This window comes from Vibrio hepatarius (assembly GCF_043642085.1).
GTDB lineage: Bacteria > Pseudomonadota > Gammaproteobacteria > Enterobacterales > Vibrionaceae > Vibrio > Vibrio hepatarius_C.
In genome coordinates this window covers 23193-42888 of record NZ_JBHZSA010000013.1, presented here as the reverse complement: position 1 = coordinate 42888, position 19696 = coordinate 23193, and the positions used below count along the sequence as shown (strand labels likewise).

The following is a 19696-nucleotide window of genomic DNA, read 5'->3' as shown; positions in this document are numbered from 1 at the left end:
GAAACATGCTAAGGACAGCTGCCACATTATTGGGCCTATTCTCCCTTTTCTTTCCCACTTCTGGATTCGCTTACTCTTCCCAGCAAACTTGGCTTGAGCCTGACTTTGTTGCCCGAGCCTTTATCGATGTCGCCTTAAGGAATGAATACTCTTCCGGCCAAAAACCGCTTGTTAAGTGGCAAGTGCCAATCCGAGTCTGGGTCAAACATGACGTTGCCGATCGAGAACTTCATGATGAACTCACCAACGCTCACCTTAGACACCTAAGTAGTATTACCGGTCTGCCAATCAAACGGGTTTCATCACGAAAAGAGGCCAATATTGTTTGGATCTATTCCAATGATGCAAAATGGGAGAAAGAGATTGAGCGAGAGATGGGCAAGTCATCTCTAAAGCATGTCAGAGATGCGATTTGCAAAGCTGGTTATCGGATTGGCAGCAATAACGCGATAGTCTCAGCGTCGATAGTTATTCCTGTCGACCGCGCCAGAATGCATGGAAAGCTGATCGCTTGTGTGGTGGAGGAGATAACCCAAACTCTTGGCTTACCTAACGACTCCGACAGTGCTTTTCCTTCTATCTTTAATGACAATACGCCAGAGGACCTACTTTCACCTCTTGATGTAGTGCTGCTTAAACTGCTCTATGAACCAGAGCTAAAGGTTGGAATGACCGAGCGACAAGTCACGCCTATCATCAAACGCTTACTCAAACGCTATCAGCAAGACGGGACACTAAACAAAGCGGTCTCTGTTGCCAAAAATGGTGAACTTTTTCAGTTAATCGGTTACTGAGTCAGGAAAAGTGATGCCCAATAGTACGGGCATCACCAAATGAAACCAACGGCTATTTAGCACGCTTTTTCAATTCAAATTCGAACTCATCAGGGTAAAGTACCACACCCTCTTCGTTGTCATTCGGGAATACGACTACTGACAGTTCGTCGTCTTCCAAACCGTGAGTCCAACGGCTGAACCACTTAGCGGTTGAGATTGCTTCTGCTTTACAGTGCTCCCACTCGCCAGTCGCCCACTGAGCGGCGAACTCTTCATGTGGCCACACTGGCACGCAGTCTTCATCTTCAGTGTTGAGCATCACACAGCCATGTTCGTCAGTAAGAATCCACACTTTACGATGCTGAGCAATTTCTTTAACGCAGTAGTTAAAACGCTCGTCAGGGCGCATTTTGTTAACCGACTCTAACTGATCTTTAGATAGTGACATTTTGTATCCTCCAAATAAAACGCCCACGGCTAAGCCATGGGCGTTTAAAATTCATTGAGCTATGGAAATTAAGCCAGTTCAGTTTGAAGCCAAGGCCAGCCTTGCTTCTTACGGCTTAGAGTGTTTTCCATCATCAGCATGCCGTTTTCTTCATGCTTAACCAGTTTCTCTGCCCACTCACCTTTGTAAAGTAGACGAGTTTGAGCTGTAGTGATATCAGTTAGCATCACTGCTGCAAACGCTAGGCCTTGCTCAGCGCAACGACGCTCAAGATCCGCTTCTAGCGCATCGATCATGCCGTCTACTTGCTCAAGAGTTGCAAGCTCAACCTGACCAACAACCACATCGCGGCCATTGAACGGGTAACCTTTCAGGTCTTTCTCAACAAGCTCAGCTGCTGATAGGCCTTCAATATTTGTCTTAGCAATCAGTAGATCTTTAATAAATGCGTCTACATCACATACGTCAGCGATAGCCGCTAGTTCTTCAACGGCGTCTTTATCTTTCTGAGTACATGTTGGTGATGCAAAACCAACTGTGTCAGATAGAATAGCTGACATCATTAGTTTAGCGATCTGAGGAGTGATTGCATGACCTTCAATCTTGAACATGTTGAATAGTACAGTATTAGTACAACCAACAGGCCAGATCCAAGCTTCCATTGGGTTAATAGTCATCACATCACCTAGACGGTGGTGGTCAACAATACCTAGGATTTCAGCTTCAGCTACGTCATCTGGTGCTTGTGCAAGATCTGAGTAGTCTACTAGCCAGATTGTTTCACCAGCTACTGAAGTACGTAGTTCAGGAACTTCTGCACCCGCGACTTCTAGAATGTGCTGAGTTTCACGGTTGATTTCACCTTGGCGAATTGGCATAGCTTCAACGCCGCGCGCCTTTAGTAGCTCAGTTGCTACTAGTGCACTACAGATACTATCGCTATCAGGGTTCTTGTGACCTACTACTAGAATCATCTTTTTTCCTATCTGACTATATTTCTACCCAACAGAGGGCTATTACTCACAAACCCAACATTTTACCTTATTTTGATAATTTGTCATCGGATCGAAAAAGAATATTTCGCTATAAGGCATGACAGACCTTAACAATGCGATCTACTCTCCCTATAAGTTTAGCACTAACCCCTCAATTTCGTGGTTCATGTTCCACCATCACGAGTCAGTAAATCTGCATAGTTAGCACTCTTAAAAATTATTTATTGCAAATAATTCTCATTAGCATATAGTCGATAATAATTCGTATTCACACTATGTTAGCTTATGGATTCTTTACGACTTTCTCAATCATTGCCTAGCTGGTTATCCTTAACCCAGTTTAGACCTGCGTATAAGCGCCTCATTTTACCTATTTCACTGATTGCTCTTGTGACAAGTGGCATCACGCGCGAAGTGACCGTAAACACTTTATCTGACGCCTTTTGGGCCGTATCGAGCTATGTCGCATTTACCCTCGCGATCTATCACTACGTGTCCGGTTTCATTAACAAAGAGAATCGGATTGCTAATCTCTACCGTACCTCCCGTGATCACCAAGTTTTTTTCGCCGCGTTATTAGGTGCGCTTCCTGGATGTGGCGGTGCGATCATCGTCACCACACAGTTTGTCAGCGGGCGTGTTGGCTTTGGCGCCATTGTTGCCGTATTAACATCAACCATGGGTGATGCCGCATTCTTGTTGCTTGCGAGCAAACCTGATGTTGGATTGGCCATTGTTGCTCTTGGTGTATTCGTCGGCGCCCTTTCTGGTTGGGTGGTCAATGCGATTCATTCCGATAACTTTCTACGCCCTCAAGTATCGGCGCTCGCGGAGCGATTTAGCTGCGGAAAGCATGAAAAAAGTGGTATTGAACAAAAAGCGATCAATCTTCAAGGCGCGTTTTGGAAGTGGTTACTTGTCCCTGCGACTGTTATCGCTGCTCTTGGCTCATTCCAAGTCGATATTAACCAACTCCTTCAACTACCAGAAATGACGATTGAGTGGATTGGCGCAGTGCTCATCATTGTCAGCATGCTGCTTTGGTCATTAACCAAAGAGATTAAAGACTACGAATCGACTGTCGCTGAAGATACCAAACAAGTTTCTTCTCACCCGATACAAAAAGCGGCGCAAGATACTAACTTTGTCACTGCCTGGGTTATTCTCGCCTTTATGGCTTTCGAGCTCATCACCTTCTTTGGCCACATCGACCTTGCCGCGACTTTCTCTGGCTGGGGAGTCTGGATGCCGTTAATGGGCTTGGCCGTTGGTTTACTGCCAGGGTGTGGCCCTCAGATCCTAGTGACCAGTTTGTACATCTCAGGCGCAGCTCCGCTGTCTGCCCAATTGGCTAATGCGATCTCCAATGACGGTGATGCTTTATTCCCTGCGATTGCTCTAGCGCCGAAAGCGGCCCTTGTTGCAACGGTGTATTCGGCAATACCCGCTTTCATCGTAGGCTACGGTTACTACTTCATGTTCGAAATATAACGCTAATAACTCTAACGGCTAGGTTCAAGAAGCAAAAAACGCCCTCAATTCTGAGGGCGTTTTTATTGGATTAAATCGTCGTTATTTGTGACGCTCTTTGAGCTTATTCACCACATCATTCATCGATAGGCCTTGGTCTTGAAGCAGAACCATCAAGTGATAAATCAAATCTGCCGATTCACACACTAACTCCGCCTTATCGCCCGACGTCGCCGCAAGCGCGACTTCAACGCCTTCTTCGCCCACTTTTTGCGAAATACGTTTGGTACCACGCGAATATAGGTGTGCTGTATAAGAAGATTCTGGGTCGGCGTCCTTGCGGGCAGCCAGTAGCTGCTCAAGTTGATGAAGCCACACCATTTGGCTCTCTTCTTGAGGGTCGCCATCCCAGCAAGTTGTCGTCCCTGTGTGGCACGTAGGGCCAATAGGATCCACTTTAACTAACAGAGTATCATTGTCACAATCGAGCGCGATATTCTTTAGCTGAAGTACATTTCCAGAGGTTTCTCCTTTAGTCCAAAGGCGCTCTTTAGTGCGTGAGAAAAATGTCACTTGACCCGTTTCACCTGTTTTGGCTAACGCATCTTGGTTCATGTAGCCCATCATCAGTACTTGGCTTGATTGGAAATCTTGAACAATCGCAGGTACAAGGCCATCCACTTTGTCCCAATCAATACGTTCAGCCAGCGTGTTTACTTCTGTCGCTGCAAAACTCATAGACGTACCTCTACACCTTGTTGTTTTAAATACTGCTTTAGTTCACCAATATTGATGACTTGCTTGTGGAATACCGAGGCTGCTAATGCGCCATCAACATTGGTCTGCTTATAAGCTTGGGCAAAGTGCTCCATTGCACCAGCACCACCAGAAGCGATCAGCGGCACATTACACACTTCACGAACCATGTTGAGCTGCTCTAAGTCGTAGCCGTTACGCACGCCATCTTGGTTCATCATGTTCAATACGATTTCACCCGCGCCGCGCTTTTGCACTTCTTGAACCCAATCTCGTGTTTCCCATTTGGTTGCTTTCGTGCGCGCTTCATCACCAGTAAATTGATAAACCTGATATTTGCCCGTCTCTTTGTCAAAGTAAGAATCGATACCCACCACAATACACTGCACACCAAACTTGTCAGCAAGCTGGGTGATCAGCTCTGGGTTAGCAAGCGCAGGTGAGTTGATAGACACTTTGTCAGCACCAAACTCTAAAATGCGTGCGGCATCTTCTGCTGACTTAATACCACCAGCAACACAGAAAGGAATATCAATCACTTCAGCAACACGTTGAACCCAGCTCTTGTTGACCACTCGGCCATCGCTCGACGCGGTAATATCATAAAACACCAGCTCATCAGCGCCTTCTTCAGCGTAACGCTGAGCCAGAGGGACAATATCGCCAATGATTTCGTGGTTGCGAAACTGAACACCTTTTACAACTTGTCCATCACGAACATCAAGACAAGGAATTATTCGCTTTGCCAGCATGCAAACGCCTCCTCTGCGGTAAACTTACCATCCAATAGCGCTCGGCCAACAATCACGCCTGCGACACCACTACCTTTTAGAGCTTCGATATCCGCTAATGAACCGATACCACCTGAAGACTGAAATTGCACCTGTGGATACTGTTTGCATAGGTCAACGTAGAGTTCTACGTTCGAGCCTTCCAGCGTACCGTCACGAGAAATATCGGTACAAAGCACATGCTTAAGACCAACAGTTAGGTAGTCATTGATCAAGGCTTCAATCGTCACACCAGAGTCTTCTTGCCAGCCTGAAATCGCGACTTTACGCGTGCCGCTTTCATCAATATTGATATCGAGCGCTAAGACGATTTTCTCGGCGCCGTATTTCTCCATCCAACCTTTGACTAGCTCTGGTTGTTTTACCGCTGTAGAGCCGACAACAACGCGCTGCGCGCCAGCTTCCAGAAGGTCTACAACATCTTGTTCACTGCGAACGCCGCCACCAATTTGAATATTGGCCGGGGTACTTGCCAGCAGCTTAGCAATCAGGTCTAGCTGACGAGCCGTGGTATCTTTCGCGCCAGTTAGGTCAACAAGGTGCAACCAACCCGCACCTGCTTGGTGATAGAGATTAAACTGCTCTGCTGGATCAACTTTATATTCGGTTACTTGCCCGTAGTCACCTTGGTATAAGCGAACTACCTGACCTTCAATTAAATCTAATGCTGGAATAATCACTGAATTACTTCCCTTTGATTCTTTAAAATTACAGCTCTAAAAAGTTCTGTATAAGCTTTGAGCCAGCTTTCGAAGAGCGCTCTGGGTGAAATTGCACCCCATAGTAGTTGTCGCTCTGAACAGCCGCTGTAAATGGTTGGCCGTATTCACATTGAGCAATAGTGTAATCACCAACTGGCATACCGAAGCTGTGTACAAAGTAGAAGTACTCTCCCTCTTCGATATCTATAAACAGTGGATGCTCTGGTGTTGATTTAACGGTATTCCAACCCATATGTGGCAAAGGAAGTTCGCCTGTTTCTAACAGTTTTACTTCACCGTCACATAAGCCAAGGCACTCAACCAACTCATCAGCCTTTTGTCCCTTCTCTTGCGACACTTTGCCAAGTAACTGCATACCCAGACAAATACCAAGCAGAGGTTTTTCTACTTGCTTCACGAGTTCAATCAGATCGCGCTGCTGGAGGTTTTTCATCGCCTCACTCGCTGTTCCTACGCCAGGTAGAAATAGCTTATCGGCGGCAAGAACAACGTCAGGCTGTTTTGAAATCGTCACGGCATAACCAAGACGCTCGATAGCAAACTTGACTGAAGAGACGTTGGCGCAGCCAGTATCAATAATCACTACTTTTTGATCAGTCATAACCTGCCCTTCTTAAAGTACGCCTTTACTACTTGGTAGCTCGTTGCCTTCTACTTTAATTGCTTGGCGCAGCGTGCGGCCAAACGCTTTAAAGAGAGACTCAATGATGTGGTGATCATTATCACCAGCAGAAGATAGGTGCAGCGTACACGCTAGGGTATCGGTTAACGAACGGAAGAAGTGCACTACCATCTCCGTTGATAAGTCGCCCACTTGTTCGCGGCTAAATTCTGCATCGAATTTAAGATAAGGACGACCTGACAAGTCAAGCGCACACTGAGCGAGACACTCATCCATGGGCAGACTAAAACCGAAGCGGCCAATACCACGTTTATCGCCCAGAGCATCTTTCAATGCCTGACCAAGCGCTAAAGCGGTATCTTCGATTGTGTGGTGATCATCAATGTGCAAATCGCCTTCGACGTTACACACCATTTGGAATCCACCGTGAGTCGCAATTTGATCCAGCATGTGATCAAAGAAACCAAGGCCTGTTGAGATTTGATTGCCACCCTGCTCGTCAAGGTTAACCTTAACCTTAATATCGGTTTCTTTGGTGGTACGAACCACTTCAGCAACGCGCGCTTTTACCGTAAGGTCTTTTAAGATTTGCTTCCAGCCCATTGTTTGTGGGTTGTACTGAATGCCTTGAATCGCCATGTTTTCAGCAAGCTGAAGATCAGTTGCTCGATCGCCAATCACAACTGAGTTTTGGAAATCGACTTTGCCACCTTGCAGATACTCTTTGACCATGCCTAGCTTTGGTTTGCGGCACGAACAGTTATCTTCTTCGAAGTGTGGACAGATAAGTACATCATCAAACTTAACACCCTGAGACTCAAAAATTTCCATCATCATATTGTGTGGGGCATCAAATTCGTCTTGCGGGTAGCTATCAGTGCCTAGACCGTCTTGGTTAGTTACCATCACTAGGCGGTAGCCCGCGTCTTGCAGTGATAGCAGACTTGGAATAACGAACGGCTCTAGCTTTAGTTTATCTAAGCGGTCCACTTGGAAATCAACCGGCGGCTCAACAATAAGGGTGCCATCTCGGTCAATAAATAGGATTTTTTGTTGCTTGCTCACACGAACTTCCTTATTTCTAAAATTGGATGGCTCTTGCAAAGGGCAGGAACCAATAAATCATTAGTTGTAATAATTTCTAACAAAACCAAGTGTTTTTTCACACTCATCTCGGCTGCCAATACTAATACGAACGCAGTTGTCGATTGGCGAGTTACGCAGAATAATTCCGTTATCCCAAGCTGCTTTAAATATTGCGTCACCATCAGGGAATTTAACTAGTAGGTAGTTGCCCCACCCTTCAAATATCTCTAGACCTTGAATCATCGACAAACCAACTTGAAGGTAAGCGCGATTGGCATTAAGGTCTAGCACTTGGTATTTAGCCCGAGCTAAACCTGCTTCTGACAAGGCTTGCGTCGCAATCTCAGCCACAGGGATTGGCACTGGATACGGTGCAATCACCTTAAGCAAAACATTGATTAGCTCTTCATTCGCGAGTGTGAAACCGCAGCGAAGGCCTGCTAATGCGAAGGCTTTCGAAAGCGTACGTAGAATCGCGAGATTTGGATATTCCGCTAACAAGTCAACTGTCGATGCCTCCGGGCAGAAATCGATATACGCTTCATCCATCACGACAATCGCTTTGTCTTTAGTCATCTCCAGTAGAGAAACAATATCTTCACGCTTAACTAAGTTACCTGTTGGGTTATTTGGACTGCAAACAAAGACTAACTTAACGCTATCTAGGTTTTGCGCAATGCCCTCAAGGTCTAACTGCCAATCAGCAGTCAGTGGAACCGTCTTACGTTCAACACCAATCGTTTCCGCACTGATTGAATACATTCCATAAGTTGGAGGGCAGTATAAGATCGCATCTTCGCCCGGCTCACAAAACGCTCGGATAAGCAGTTCGATACCTTCATCAGCGCCGCGTGAAGTGAGTGTTTGCTCAGGTTTAACCCCCGCGTATGCCGCGTATGCTTCAATTAACGCTTTAGGCTGACACTCGCTATAACGATTCAAACGTGAGAAGTCAGTTTTGTATTCGTTATCGAACGGAGATTCATTAGCGTTGAGCCAAACATCACCCGTACCACCGATACGTCTTGCTGAAAGATAAGGCGTCAGTTTTTGAACTTGTTTACGTGCTAGCTTTTCCATCTCAAACTTCCTTATGCTTTCGACGCTAACTTTTCAACGCGAATCGTTACGGCGCGTTTGTGTGCATCTAAACCTTCCGCTTCAGCCATAGTCACAACCGTTGGTGCAAGAATCTGTAGACCTTCTGCGCTTAACTCTTGCACCGTCATGCGCTTAGAAAAATCAGCAAGACCAAGACTTGAGTAAGTACGCGTATAACCGTAAGTCGGCAGAACGTGGTTCGTACCTGATGCGTAATCACCAGCAGATTCTGGCGACCAGTCACCCAAAAAGATTGAGCCCGCGTTATCTAACAGAGGCAAGAGCTCACGTGGGTTCTTGGTCTGTACAATCAAGTGCTCAGGGCCGTAGTAATTCGAGATAGAGACCGCTTGCGTCAGTGACTCTGAAATAATGATTAGGCTTGACGCTAGCGCTTTCTCGGCGATATCTGCGCGTGACAGCTCTTTCAGTTGACGTTGAACCGCATCGGTTACCTGATCGGCAATCACTGGAGAAGGCGTAACCAACACAACTTGTGAATCGGGGCCGTGCTCTGCTTGACTAAGGAGGTCAGCCGCAATAAAGTCCGCATCGGCAGTATCATCCGCCAGAACAAGTACTTCTGAAGGACCAGCAGGCATATCAATCGCAGCACCGCGAAAATCATTACTTACCTGACGCTTTGCTTCGGTCACATAAGCGTTACCCGGACCGAAAATCTTATCTACTTTAGAAACCGACTCAGTGCCGTAAGCCATGGCAGCGACTGCTTGGCCACCGCCTACGTTGTACACCTCATCAATACCACACAGTTTTGCCACATAAAGGATCTCATCAGCAATCGGTGGCGGCGAACAAAGAACAACCTTACGACACCCTGCAATCTTTGCAGGTACACCTAGCATAAGCACGGTTGACGGTAGTGGCGCACTGCCACCTGGAATATATAAGCCCACTTTTTGAATTGGGCGAGTCACTTGCTCACACATTACGCCCGGCTGAGTCTCAACCTTAATTGGCTGCGGCTTTTGCGCCTTGTGAAACTTTGCGATATTGGCATAAGCTTGCTCTAATGCCTGCTTCATCTTGTCTGATAAGCGGCCGCATGCCTCATCCACTTCTTGTTGAGATACTCGAATAGACGCAGGTTTTACACCATCAAATTTTTCAGTTAACTCTTGAAGGGCCGCATCGCCTTCTTTACGTACTTTAGCGATAACTTCAGAAACCGCTGCGGTAATGTTTGCGCCTTCTGTGATCGCTGGACGTTCAAGAATCGAATCTTGCTGCGTCTCACTTAATGATTGCCAAACGACTGTTCTCATCGCGACTACCCCATCATCTTTTCGATTGGAAGAACCAGAATCGAACTTGCACCGAGTTCTTTAAGCTGTTCCATGGTTTCCCAGAACAGATTTTCAGTACTCACAAGGTGTACCGCCACTTTGTCTTTGTCTGATGACAGAGGCAGCACTGTTGGGTCTTCAGCGCCTGGAAGTAGAGATTTAATTTGCTCTAGTTTATCTGTTGGTGCGTGCAGCATGATGTACTTAGACTCTTTCGCTTGCTGTACACCTTGCATACGAGTCAGCAGCTTCTCGATTAGCGCTGTTTTATCTGCATCAAACTCACCAGTACGTTGAATAAGCGTCGCTTTCGATTTGAAGATAATTTCCGCTTCTTTTAGACCATTCGCTTCAAGCGTTGCACCTGTTGAAACAAGGTCAGCAATCGCATCAGCAAGACCAGCGCGTGGCGCAACTTCTACAGAACCGGTTAGCATACACGTTGAGAACGGCACACCTTGCTCATCCATGTACGCTTTCAGTAGCTGTGGGTAGGTCGTAGCAATACGCTTACCAGCAAGGTCTTGTGGGCCGTTGTACTGCTCATCTTTATCAATCGCAATTGAAAGACGGCAACCACCAAAATCTAAACGACGTAGTGGAACAAAGTCACATGGCTCGCCTAACGCTTTGCGATCAAGGCGCACTTCTTCCAGTTCGTTCTCACCAATGAAGCCTAGGTCAACCACGCCATCCATGATTAAACCAGGAATGTCGTCATCACGAACAAGTAGAAGATCAATTGGCATATTTAGTGAGTGCACAACCAGACGCTCACCCATGATGTTAAATTTCACGCCGCACTTTTTAAGCAGAGTTTGGCACTCTTTACTTAGACGACCTTTCTTTTGAATTGCGATTCTTAGGCGTTGTGTTTGCATTGCTGTATCCCTGTGCAAGATTTTGTAATTCGTAAACTTTTTAAAACTGTAAAACTAAAAAACCCTCGGAAGAGTGTGTCTCCCGAGGGTTCTAAATCTTGTAGTTTGCGATTATAGCCTCCGGGAGTTTGCTGTCTCCCGGGTATGCGTGCATCTCCCGAAAGACTAGACTGGGTGATGGTGATGATGAATATTCATGACTAATTTACGCATACTTAATAAGCTCTTCTGTTTCGCTTTGTTGATATCCACACTAACCAAGGTGTAAACATTTTTCAACCATTTATTTAAACTTTTTTCATTTTGTCATATACAAATAAAAAGGGAGCCGAAGCTCCCTTTAACATTACGATTTATTTAATGTCGTTATGCGTTCTGACAGCTCGCCATTTTTGACTTTGACAGTACCGAAAGCAGTACACAAACAGCAATAAATGCAGCCATTGACGCGGCGAATGAAATACCGATCGACGCTGTCATACCTAGCGTTACGAAACCAATACAAGAAACCGCAGCTACAGAAAGCGCGTATGGCAACTGTGTCGCAACGTGGTCAATATGGTTACAACGCGCACCTGTTGAAGAGAGAATCGTTGTATCTGAGATAGGTGAACAGTGGTCACCAAATACTGAACCTGCTAGTACTGCACTTAGCATAGGAAGCATTAACGCTAAATCTGTCGCACCTGCCATATCACCCGCAATCGGTAGCATGATACCAAACGTACCCCATGATGTACCCGTTGAGAATGCCATAAGACCAGACAATAGGAACAAGATAACAGGAAGCCAATGTGGGTTAATGTTGCCTTGTGCAAGCGTCGATAGGTATTTACCTGTGTTCATATCACCGATCACAGAACCAATCGTCCAAGCAAACACAAGAATCAAGATTGCGCCAAACATCGATTTAGCACCAATCCAAAGTGTACGTGTAATCTCAGTTGCTGCGATACCTTGTTTAAGCACAGTAAATAGAGCAACGGATAAACCAACAAGGCCACCATAGATTAGCGATGTACCTACATCAGTATTCTCAAACGCGCCCAATAGGTTAAATTCGACACCGTCCGCCGCAAGTGCTTGGCCGCCGGTGTACATCATAGAAGCGATCGTCGCGATGATTAGGAATACGATAGGCAAAATAAGATCAGATACCTTACCGCCTTCGCTTTCTTGAATATCCAGTTCTTCATTTAGCTCATGAGCTTCTTCTGAATCTTCCGCTTGCTCTTTAGCAAAACCATGGCCACGTGATGCTGCGATTTCATGCTCGCGCATTTTACCAATATCTAAACCAAACCACGCAACGGCAAATACCATCAGTAGTGCAAAGATTGCGTAGAAGTTCATTGGGATAAGGCGAACGTAAGCACCTAAAGCTGAATACTCAGTAATACCATGAGAAACTAAGATGCCACCAATAATCGTCATGATGTATGCCCCCCAGCTTGACGCTGGCATGATCACACACATAGGTGCAGCAGTAGAGTCCAGAATATAAGCCAGCTTAGCACGTGAGACATAAAAACGGTCAGTAACAGGGCGTGAAATCGCACCTACTGCAAGGCTATTAAAGTAATCGTCAACAAAGATGAACACACCTAGAAAAGCAGCCAGAAGTTTAGAACCTCGTTTGCTCTTAACTCGTGTTTGAGCCCACTCAGCGAATGCACGTGTACCACCTGACAGTGTCAGCAGCGCGGTCATCATACCAAGTAGTAATAGGAAGCCAACGATACTCATATTCCAAGTGTTGATACCACCATCTTCAACAAATACGCTAGATACCGTTGAAGCGACGTAGCCAAGTGCGCTACCGAATGAGTAGTCATTCAGTAAAATAGCGCCAAGAACAATACCAACACCGAGTGAAACAAGTACACGGCGTGTAAGGATAGCAAGACTCAAAGCCACAATAGGCGGCAATAGAGACAAAGGAGATGATGCAAAATCAATTAAATTCATGATCTTCAAAAACCAGTAATAAATGGTTAGAGATCTACTGCAGACTCATTGAAGGAACTCATTTCCTAACAAATAAGCAAAAAAAAGCGACGGGAAAGCGATTGCTTATCCCAGCCCTACAGTAGCGCTCCATAGTTTTACAAATTATAGACTATGGCAGTGTTACCCCTTTCGAGTGTAACCCCAGCGAACGTCTTTGATACGAACATTCACTTCGGCGAAATACCCTTTCCTGCTTACTCATTGGCATCACCCCAGTAAACATTACTTATTTATTCCGCGCCTCTACCGCGAGTGATGGAATTTTAAACTATTGAAAAATCATTTTAACAACAATTTAACCAACACTACGCATTAGGTTCCGCCCATTGTACTTATCTAGGTTACCATTTCAACATATCATTCCATTTTTATTGTTAAAGTTATAGCTAATGGCTCATGCTTAAGGTTGCACTGCTAATGAATAGTCATCCTAGCGCGGAAAGAGAGTTCATCGGCAAAAATAATTACCCCATCGAATATCATTCCATATAACGATACTCATACATTCATTACTAGACATGCAAGAAAGGCAGCGTTGGATGTAACTGACTTTGAAAACGATATCCACACAAAGCATATTGTTAGACATATAAGTTATACGCATTTGATAAATATTGATCACGATTTATATGAAACTAAAGTGACAATGTGCATCTTAGCTCCTTATCGTTTACTCATTAATCCAAATTAGATTTTAAATAACGGCGTTAAACGAATTAAATAATACAAAAATAGTTATTTAAATCTATTTCTCTGATTGTATTATTTAATTCCACAGTTTATGATTCGTATATCGGCAACTTATATATGAAGAGATGAATAAATGTCGGAACTAACAAAGACACTGTTAAACATTCGTAGTCTACGTGCATTTTCACGTGAACTAACTTTAGAGCAACTAGAAGAAGCTTTAGATAAACTGACTATCGTAGTAAGCGAGCGTAAAGAATCTGAAGAAGCTGACCGCGCTGCCGCTGCAGAGCAAGAAGCGAAGCTTGCTGCAATTGCAGAGCAAATCTCTAAAGATGGCATTGATGTAGAAGCTTTGATTTCAGCTTTATCTGGTGAATCAAAAGCTAAGACAAAATCAAAGCGTGCTCCTCGCCCAGCTAAATACAAATATGTAGATACAACTGGTGAAGAGAAAACTTGGACTGGTCAAGGTCGTACGCCTTCAGCAATCCAAGAACAATTAGATGCTGGCAAATCGCTAGAAGATTTCCTAATCTAATCGTACTAATGTATTGATAATAAAAGGCGCCTATATGGCGCTTTTTTGTTGCCTGCAAATTCAGAAAAGCCCCACAAAAGTGAGGCTCTAATTATTGTAACGTTATTGAATTAACGTTCCCAATATGCTTCTTCTAAGCTATCTTCACGCTCTGGTAGGCCACGCGATAAACGAGGTGAGTGCTGTACCAACACTTCATAACTTGCACGGTTTGAATATTTACATACTTGGGAGAAAGAAGAGTAAGTGAGGTAAGTATGAGCATGCTTACTTGAATTTGGCACATTCTCTCTGTGGTATTTATTCGCAGCCATGTCATGCAACAACGCTGATAGAGCCGCATCACCCGCACCATTAGTATTTTTAATTTTCTCCGGTCCACCCATATAAGGTGCAATATGTGAATACACTTTAATTGGGTTGTCACATAGTTCTTTAGAAGCTGGGCGACTAAATTCGTAACGATTAAACTCAGCAATACTACCCGGCAGTAACGGCAAAGAGGTTTCGCGTTTGGCAGAATCTTCAGTATAACCTGCCATGAACAGGCCTACTGGCCCTGCAGTACAAAGCACAAGGTCAACCCACTCTAGCGCTTTATCTGATGCAGCCAATGGCTCTGACTCACCAGTCAGTGCTTCCGCTTCATCTTCATTCATCGCAACAACAGAAACGTGGTCACGTAAGAAATCCTGCCAGAATTTAGGGTCGTCTTGAATAACGAACTTAGTACCTAAAGTCAGTACAACTGGTACATCATGCTTTTTCGCGTACTCAATCGCTTTCATTGTCGCTTCTGGCATTGGGTCGCCTTCTTTACAACGAACCAAATAAGCCGTCAGCACCAATGCAGACGCATTTTTGAAAATTTTCTCTGGGATACTTTCTGGCTTCAGTTGGTTCATTTGACCTTCACTGATAGCAAAAGTACGCTCGCCATCTTCCGTAATCAGTGCGAAACAGCGGCCAATCGCCCCTTCTACGCCTTGAAGATGGTTAAGGTCCATACGGCTAGATGTATTACATAGGTAACGGTAGCCATAGCTGCCAATTTTAATATCTTGGCTCATTACACCCAGTAACGTTGAGCGATCATCTGCAAGCACCGAGTAGTTATGAAGTGTATTACCAATCGTACCACCAGCGTATTCATTGGTGATCAGCGCACTCTCTTTTAATTCGTTGTAAAGCGCTTCAGCTGTTGTGTCATCAATTACTAGAGAGTGTCCCTTACTCAGATTGTATTTTTCGATCAATTCACTGCTTACCTTCGCTTCAATATCAACCAAAGTCTGATCGATACCGATAATATGCGTACGTGACATTTTTTTGCTTTCTTGCGATTGGCTTACAAGCGGATCGCGGGCATGAACCGGAAAATAATGCTTAGATTTACGTTGACCAGGAAATTTCATAACTGTTTTTCTGCCGTAAAGGATTCTGAATAAGGGATGAAAAGAAGCCGGATTCTACCTTGCGGACGTGGGTGCGGCAATAAGCGCAAGTATAGCAAACGTTTGCAAGGCTAATAATTTTACTGGTGACTCAAGGTGTAATAAATAAGAGGGGAAAGTATTCGTGAGCAAATGCCATTACCCACTCACGAATTAAGAGTTATTCGCCTTCCATAAAGCTAAGGTCTGGTAACGAATCCAAATTCTCAGAATAACGCTTTAAGTCAAACTCACTGTCATTTTTCATCACATCAAAGATTTCAATCGCTACGGCACAAGCCATCATCGCTACCGCATCTTCACGTGGCGTACCTGTCATCATCAGACGCATTAGTGTTTCTTTGGTTTTCATTGGATTGCCATCAGCTAGCTGGTTTTCGATCACTTCAACTAACTGCTCTTCACCCATCATCTGATTTTCATCAGTCATATTATTTTCTCGTAGTGACTTGAATTCCGCTTACTATGCCATATATAGGCACTCTATACTTGTAAAACCGCAGATATAGTGAAAATAGCAAGTGTGATTTCCGTCTCGGATCTGTCCCACTGCTACGCTTTCTGATAAAATCTGCGTCCAGTTAATTTAAGTGGTGTTTAGTAATGTCTGACAACTGTACTGATAACAGTCAAAAGAAAGTCATCGTTGGCATGTCCGGCGGTGTTGATTCATCGGTTTCTGCTTACCTTCTCAAGCAACAGGGCTACCAAGTAGAAGGCCTGTTCATGAAGAACTGGGAAGAAGATGACAATGAAGAGTACTGTACAGCAGCAGAAGATCTTGCCGATGCGCAAGCAGTGTGTGACAAGCTAGGCATTCACCTACATACAATTAACTTTGCTGCAGAATACTGGGATAACGTATTTGAGTATTTCTTAGCGGAATACAAAGCGGGACGTACACCTAACCCTGATATCCTTTGCAACAAAGAGATCAAATTCAAAGCATTCCTAGAATTCGCTGACGAAGTTCTCGACGCTGACTATATTGCAATGGGCCACTATGTTCGTCGTACTTTCCCTACGGCTGAAGAGCTAGCGGCAGGCGAAAAACCTAAGATGCTACGTGGCCTTGACGGTAACAAAGACCAAAGCTACTTCTTATACACACTGAGCAGTGATCAAGTTGCGCGCAGCCTGTTCCCTGTTGGTGAGCTAGAAAAGCCAGAAGTTCGTCGCATCGCGGAAGAGCAAGATCTGATCACTGCGAAGAAAAAAGACTCAACAGGTATCTGTTTTATTGGTGAGCGCAAGTTTACCGACTTCCTTGGTCGTTACCTACCCGCTCAACCTGGTAACATTGAAACACCTGAAGGTAACGTGATTGGTAAGCACAACGGCCTGATGTACCACACGCTAGGTCAGCGTAAAGGCTTACACATTGGCGGCCAAAAAGGCGGCGGTGGTAACGAAGACCCATGGTTCGTTGGTGACAAAGATCTTAAGCGTAATGTTCTGATTGCCGTACAAGGTAAAGAGCACCCTATGCTTAAGTCTCAAGGTCTTGTTGCCTCTCAGTTGCACTGGGTCGATCGTGAAGCGATTAAAGAACCGTTACAATGCACTGTAAAAACTCGCTACCGTCAAACGGATATCCCATGTACTATCATCCCTATTGATGATGAGAACATCAAAGTTATCTTTGACGAACCGCAAGTTGCTGTTACGCCGGGACAATCTGCTGTTTTCTATAAAGATGAAATCTGCCTTGGTGGCGGTATCATCGAAGAGCGTATCTAATTTAATCGTAACCATCAGGAGTAGAATTACGTGGCTAACACACTTTACGACCGCACTATTGCATTTGCTGGAATTTGCCAAGCTGTCGCTTTGGTTCAACAAGTCGCTAAAAACGGTCAATGTGACTCTGACGCGTTTGAAACTTCTTTAAAAGCGATCCTAAACACCAATCCAAGCAACACGGTGGGGGTTTATGGTCGTGAAGTCGATTTGAAGTTAGGCCTAGAATGTCTGGTGAAAGGCATTGATAGCACACCGTCTGGCAGTGAGATTACTCGTTATATTATCAGTTTGATGGCACTTGAGCGTAAATTGCAGACACGCAATGACGCTATGTCACAACTTGGTGATCGCATTCAAATGCTGGAGCGTCAGCTTGAGCACTTTGAACTACTTGACGAGCAAATGCTCAGCAACCTAGCGAGTGTATACTTAGATGTCATCAGCCCTGTTGGTCCACGTATTCAAGTAACTGGCACACCAGCAGTACTGCAACAAACATCAAATCAACATAAAGTTCGCGCTCTGCTGCTGTCAGGTATCCGCAGCGCGGTATTGTGGCGTCAAGTTGGTGGTAAACGCCGCCACCTGATTTTCGGCCGTAAGAAGATGGTCGAGCAAGCTCAGATTCTACTCGCTAGAATGTCATAATCTCTACAAGCTCGCACATGGATGCGAGCTTGTTGCTTATGCCAGTACAACACTTTTCTTATACCAGCACATCACCCACGCAAACGTTTGCGCAATGTTCGTGACAAATGGCTCAGATACTGGTATAAAGCTCTCAAAATTTCGAAACTCAATTTTTCAGGAGAACATCATGGAACTGTCAGCATTGACTGCTGTTTCACCAGTAGACGGTCGTTACGGAAGTAAAACTATTGCACTTCGCAGCATCTTTAGTGAGTTTGGTCTACTAAAGTACCGCTCTATCGTTGAAATTCGTTGGTTACAAAAGCTTGCAGCAACAGATGCAATCAAAGAAGTTCCTGCATTCAGCGCAGAAGCAAACGCGTTCCTAGATGAGCTAGCGGCAAACTTCTCTGAAGAAGACGCAGCTCGCATCAAAGAGATCGAACGTACCACTAACCACGACGTTAAGGCTGTTGAATACTTCCTTAAAGAGAAAGTGGCTGGCGTTCCTGAACTGCACGCTGTTAATGAGTTCATCCACTTTGCATGTACTTCAGAAGACATTAACAATACTTCTCACGCACTCATGCTTAAAGAAGCTCGTGATGAAGTTATTCTTCCTGAAATCCAAAACATCATCGACGCAATCAAAGCGCTAGCTGTTGAATACCGCGACATTCCTTTGCTTTCTCGTACACACGGCCAGCCAGCTTCTCCATCAACAATGGGTAAAGAGATGGCAAACGTTGCGTACCGTATGGAACGTCAATACAAGCAAATTGCTAACGTTGAGATCTTAGGCAAAGTTAACGGCGCTGTAGGTAACTACAACGCTCACCTTTCTGCATACCCTGAAGTTGATTGGCACCAGTTCTCTGAAGAGTTTATTACTGAGTCTCTAGGCGTAATTTGGAACCCGTACACAACTCAAATTGAGCCGCACGATTACATCGCTGAGCTATTCGATGCTGTTGCACGTTTCAACACCATCCTAATCGACTTCGATCGTGACGTTTGGGGTTACATCGCTCTAGGTCACTTCAAGCAGAAGACTGTTGCAGGTGAAATTGGTTCATCAACAATGCCACACAAAGTTAACCCAATCGACTTTGAAAACTCTGAAGGTAACCTAGGCCTAGCAAACGCAGTATTCGGCCACCTAGCGCAGAAACTGCCTGTTTCTCGTTGGCAACGTGACCTAACTGACTCGACAGTTCTACGTAACCTAGGTGTTGGTGTTGGCTACGCAATCATCGCTTACACGTCTACGCTAAAAGGCATCAGCAAGCTTGAAGTTAACCGCGAAGCACTGCTAGCTGAACTAGACAAGAACTGGGAAGTACTAGCTGAACCAGTACAAACAGTAATGCGTCGTTACGGCATCGAGAAGCCATACGAGAAGCTAAAAGAGCTAACTCGTGGTAAGCGCGTTGACGGTGAAGCAATGCGCAGCTTTATCGACGGTCTTGAGCTTCCTGAGCACGAGAAAGCGCGTCTGAAAGAGATGACGCCAGCAAACTACATCGGTCAAGCAATTGAGCTAACTGACAAGCTGTAACAGCTGCGAGTTACGAGTTACGAGAAACTAAAAGGGTTGATGTGAAAGCATCAGCCCTTTTGTTTTTTGTGTTTCATATCCGATGGTAAGTAGATAACCGATTTAGATTCCATAC

The 19696-nt window shown here is 44.9% G+C and carries 19 protein-coding genes, 1 riboswitch and 1 other annotated feature; of the genes, 6 read left to right on the top strand and 13 right to left on the bottom strand.

Annotated features, from left to right (window positions below; genetic code table 11):
* Positions 1 to 5: 5 nt before the first annotated feature.
* Entirely contained in the window at positions 6 to 794 is a 789-nt protein-coding gene (locus ACHUFZ_RS18390; protein ID WP_394128281.1) for a DUF2927 domain-containing protein, read from the top strand.
* Between the two features lie 52 nt (positions 795 to 846).
* Here the strand turns inward: ACHUFZ_RS18390 and ACHUFZ_RS18385 are convergent, their stop codons facing one another.
* Together ACHUFZ_RS18385 and ACHUFZ_RS18380 are read right to left on the bottom strand one after the other, a co-directional pair.
* On the bottom strand, positions 847 to 1224 hold the full coding sequence (locus ACHUFZ_RS18385) for a DUF2750 domain-containing protein (RefSeq protein ID WP_134834373.1): 378 nt from the start codon (positions 1222 to 1224) through the stop codon (positions 847 to 849).
* A gap of 68 nt (positions 1225 to 1292) precedes the next feature.
* On the bottom strand, positions 1293 to 2198 hold the full coding sequence (locus tag ACHUFZ_RS18380; protein WP_394128280.1) for a manganese-dependent inorganic pyrophosphatase: 906 nt from the start codon (positions 2196 to 2198) through the stop codon (positions 1293 to 1295).
* A 306-nt stretch (positions 2199 to 2504) separates the two neighbouring features.
* Between ACHUFZ_RS18380 and ACHUFZ_RS18375 the strand changes: the two genes are divergently transcribed.
* Positions 2505 to 3710: a putative manganese transporter gene (locus ACHUFZ_RS18375; protein WP_394128279.1), complete on the top strand. Its 1206-nt coding sequence runs from the start codon at positions 2505 to 2507 to the stop codon at positions 3708 to 3710.
* An 81-nt stretch (positions 3711 to 3791) separates the two neighbouring features.
* Here ACHUFZ_RS18375 and hisIE read toward each other — a convergent pair whose 3' ends face one another.
* The 9 genes from hisIE to ACHUFZ_RS18330 all read right to left on the bottom strand — a co-directional run bounded on the left by hisIE (position 3792) and on the right by ACHUFZ_RS18330 (position 12923).
* Complete coding sequence (gene hisIE / locus ACHUFZ_RS18370; protein WP_053438601.1) at positions 3792 to 4427, bottom strand: bifunctional phosphoribosyl-AMP cyclohydrolase/phosphoribosyl-ATP diphosphatase HisIE; 636 nt, start codon at positions 4425 to 4427, stop codon at positions 3792 to 3794.
* The gene (gene hisF, locus ACHUFZ_RS18365; RefSeq protein ID WP_394128278.1) at positions 4424 to 5197 is read right to left on the bottom strand and encodes an imidazole glycerol phosphate synthase subunit HisF; all 774 of its coding nucleotides are present in this window, start codon (positions 5195 to 5197) and stop codon (positions 4424 to 4426) included. Before hisF ends, hisIE begins: the two co-directional genes overlap by 4 nt.
* Positions 5179 to 5916, bottom strand: coding sequence for a 1-(5-phosphoribosyl)-5-[(5-phosphoribosylamino)methylideneamino]imidazole-4-carboxamide isomerase (hisA, locus tag ACHUFZ_RS18360; protein ID WP_004413522.1), 738 nt, complete (start codon positions 5914 to 5916; stop codon positions 5179 to 5181). Before hisA ends, hisF begins: the two co-directional genes overlap by 19 nt.
* A 28-nt stretch (positions 5917 to 5944) precedes the next feature.
* Positions 5945 to 6559: an imidazole glycerol phosphate synthase subunit HisH gene (gene hisH / locus ACHUFZ_RS18355; RefSeq protein ID WP_394128277.1), complete on the bottom strand. Its 615-nt coding sequence runs from the start codon at positions 6557 to 6559 to the stop codon at positions 5945 to 5947.
* Between the two features lie 12 nt (positions 6560 to 6571).
* A complete protein-coding gene (hisB, locus tag ACHUFZ_RS18350; RefSeq protein WP_394128276.1) occupies positions 6572 to 7645 on the bottom strand; it encodes a bifunctional histidinol-phosphatase/imidazoleglycerol-phosphate dehydratase HisB in 1074 nt (357 codons plus the stop codon).
* Between the two features lie 60 nt (positions 7646 to 7705).
* Positions 7706 to 8746 (bottom strand): histidinol-phosphate transaminase, encoded by a 1041-nt coding sequence (hisC, locus tag ACHUFZ_RS18345; RefSeq protein ID WP_394128275.1) that lies wholly within the window; start codon positions 8744 to 8746, stop codon positions 7706 to 7708.
* A gap of 11 nt (positions 8747 to 8757) precedes the next feature.
* The gene (gene hisD / locus ACHUFZ_RS18340) at positions 8758 to 10053 is read right to left on the bottom strand and encodes a histidinol dehydrogenase (RefSeq protein ID WP_394128274.1); all 1296 of its coding nucleotides are present in this window, start codon (positions 10051 to 10053) and stop codon (positions 8758 to 8760) included.
* A 5-nt stretch (positions 10054 to 10058) separates the two neighbouring features.
* Positions 10059 to 10955: an ATP phosphoribosyltransferase gene (gene hisG, locus ACHUFZ_RS18335; RefSeq protein WP_394128273.1), complete on the bottom strand. Its 897-nt coding sequence runs from the start codon at positions 10953 to 10955 to the stop codon at positions 10059 to 10061.
* Positions 10956 to 11008: 53 nt separating this feature from the next.
* Positions 11009 to 11145 (bottom strand) — a sequence feature (His leader region).
* Between the two features lie 176 nt (positions 11146 to 11321).
* A complete protein-coding gene (locus tag ACHUFZ_RS18330; RefSeq protein ID WP_394128272.1) occupies positions 11322 to 12923 on the bottom strand; it encodes a Na+/H+ antiporter NhaC family protein in 1602 nt (533 codons plus the stop codon).
* A gap of 114 nt (positions 12924 to 13037) precedes the next feature.
* A riboswitch (Lysine riboswitch) is annotated at positions 13038 to 13219 on the bottom strand.
* Positions 13220 to 13788: 569 nt separating this feature from the next.
* Here ACHUFZ_RS18330 and ACHUFZ_RS18325 point away from each other — a divergent pair.
* Positions 13789 to 14196 carry an H-NS family histone-like protein gene (locus ACHUFZ_RS18325; protein ID WP_394128271.1) on the top strand — a complete coding sequence of 136 codons (408 nt, stop codon included), beginning with the start codon at positions 13789 to 13791 and terminating at the stop codon, positions 14194 to 14196.
* A gap of 110 nt (positions 14197 to 14306) precedes the next feature.
* Here ACHUFZ_RS18325 and ACHUFZ_RS18320 read toward each other — a convergent pair whose 3' ends face one another.
* Positions 14307 to 15611, bottom strand: a complete 1305-nt coding sequence (locus tag ACHUFZ_RS18320) for an inosine/guanosine kinase (protein ID WP_134834382.1) — start codon at positions 15609 to 15611, stop codon at positions 14307 to 14309.
* A gap of 199 nt (positions 15612 to 15810) precedes the next feature.
* On the bottom strand, positions 15811 to 16080 hold the full coding sequence (locus ACHUFZ_RS18315) for a hypothetical protein (protein WP_134834383.1): 270 nt from the start codon (positions 16078 to 16080) through the stop codon (positions 15811 to 15813).
* A 173-nt stretch (positions 16081 to 16253) separates the two neighbouring features.
* Here ACHUFZ_RS18315 and mnmA point away from each other — a divergent pair, with 173 nt between their 5' ends.
* From mnmA to purB, 3 genes are all read left to right on the top strand, one after another.
* A complete protein-coding gene (gene mnmA / locus ACHUFZ_RS18310; protein WP_394128270.1) occupies positions 16254 to 17390 on the top strand; it encodes a tRNA 2-thiouridine(34) synthase MnmA in 1137 nt (378 codons plus the stop codon).
* A gap of 30 nt (positions 17391 to 17420) precedes the next feature.
* Positions 17421 to 18041 (top strand): high frequency lysogenization protein HflD, encoded by a 621-nt coding sequence (gene hflD, locus ACHUFZ_RS18305; RefSeq protein ID WP_394128269.1) that lies wholly within the window; start codon positions 17421 to 17423, stop codon positions 18039 to 18041.
* A 169-nt stretch (positions 18042 to 18210) separates the two neighbouring features.
* Positions 18211 to 19581, top strand: coding sequence for an adenylosuccinate lyase (gene purB, locus ACHUFZ_RS18300; protein ID WP_394128268.1), 1371 nt, complete (start codon positions 18211 to 18213; stop codon positions 19579 to 19581).
* Positions 19582 to 19696: the final 115 nt, after the last annotated feature.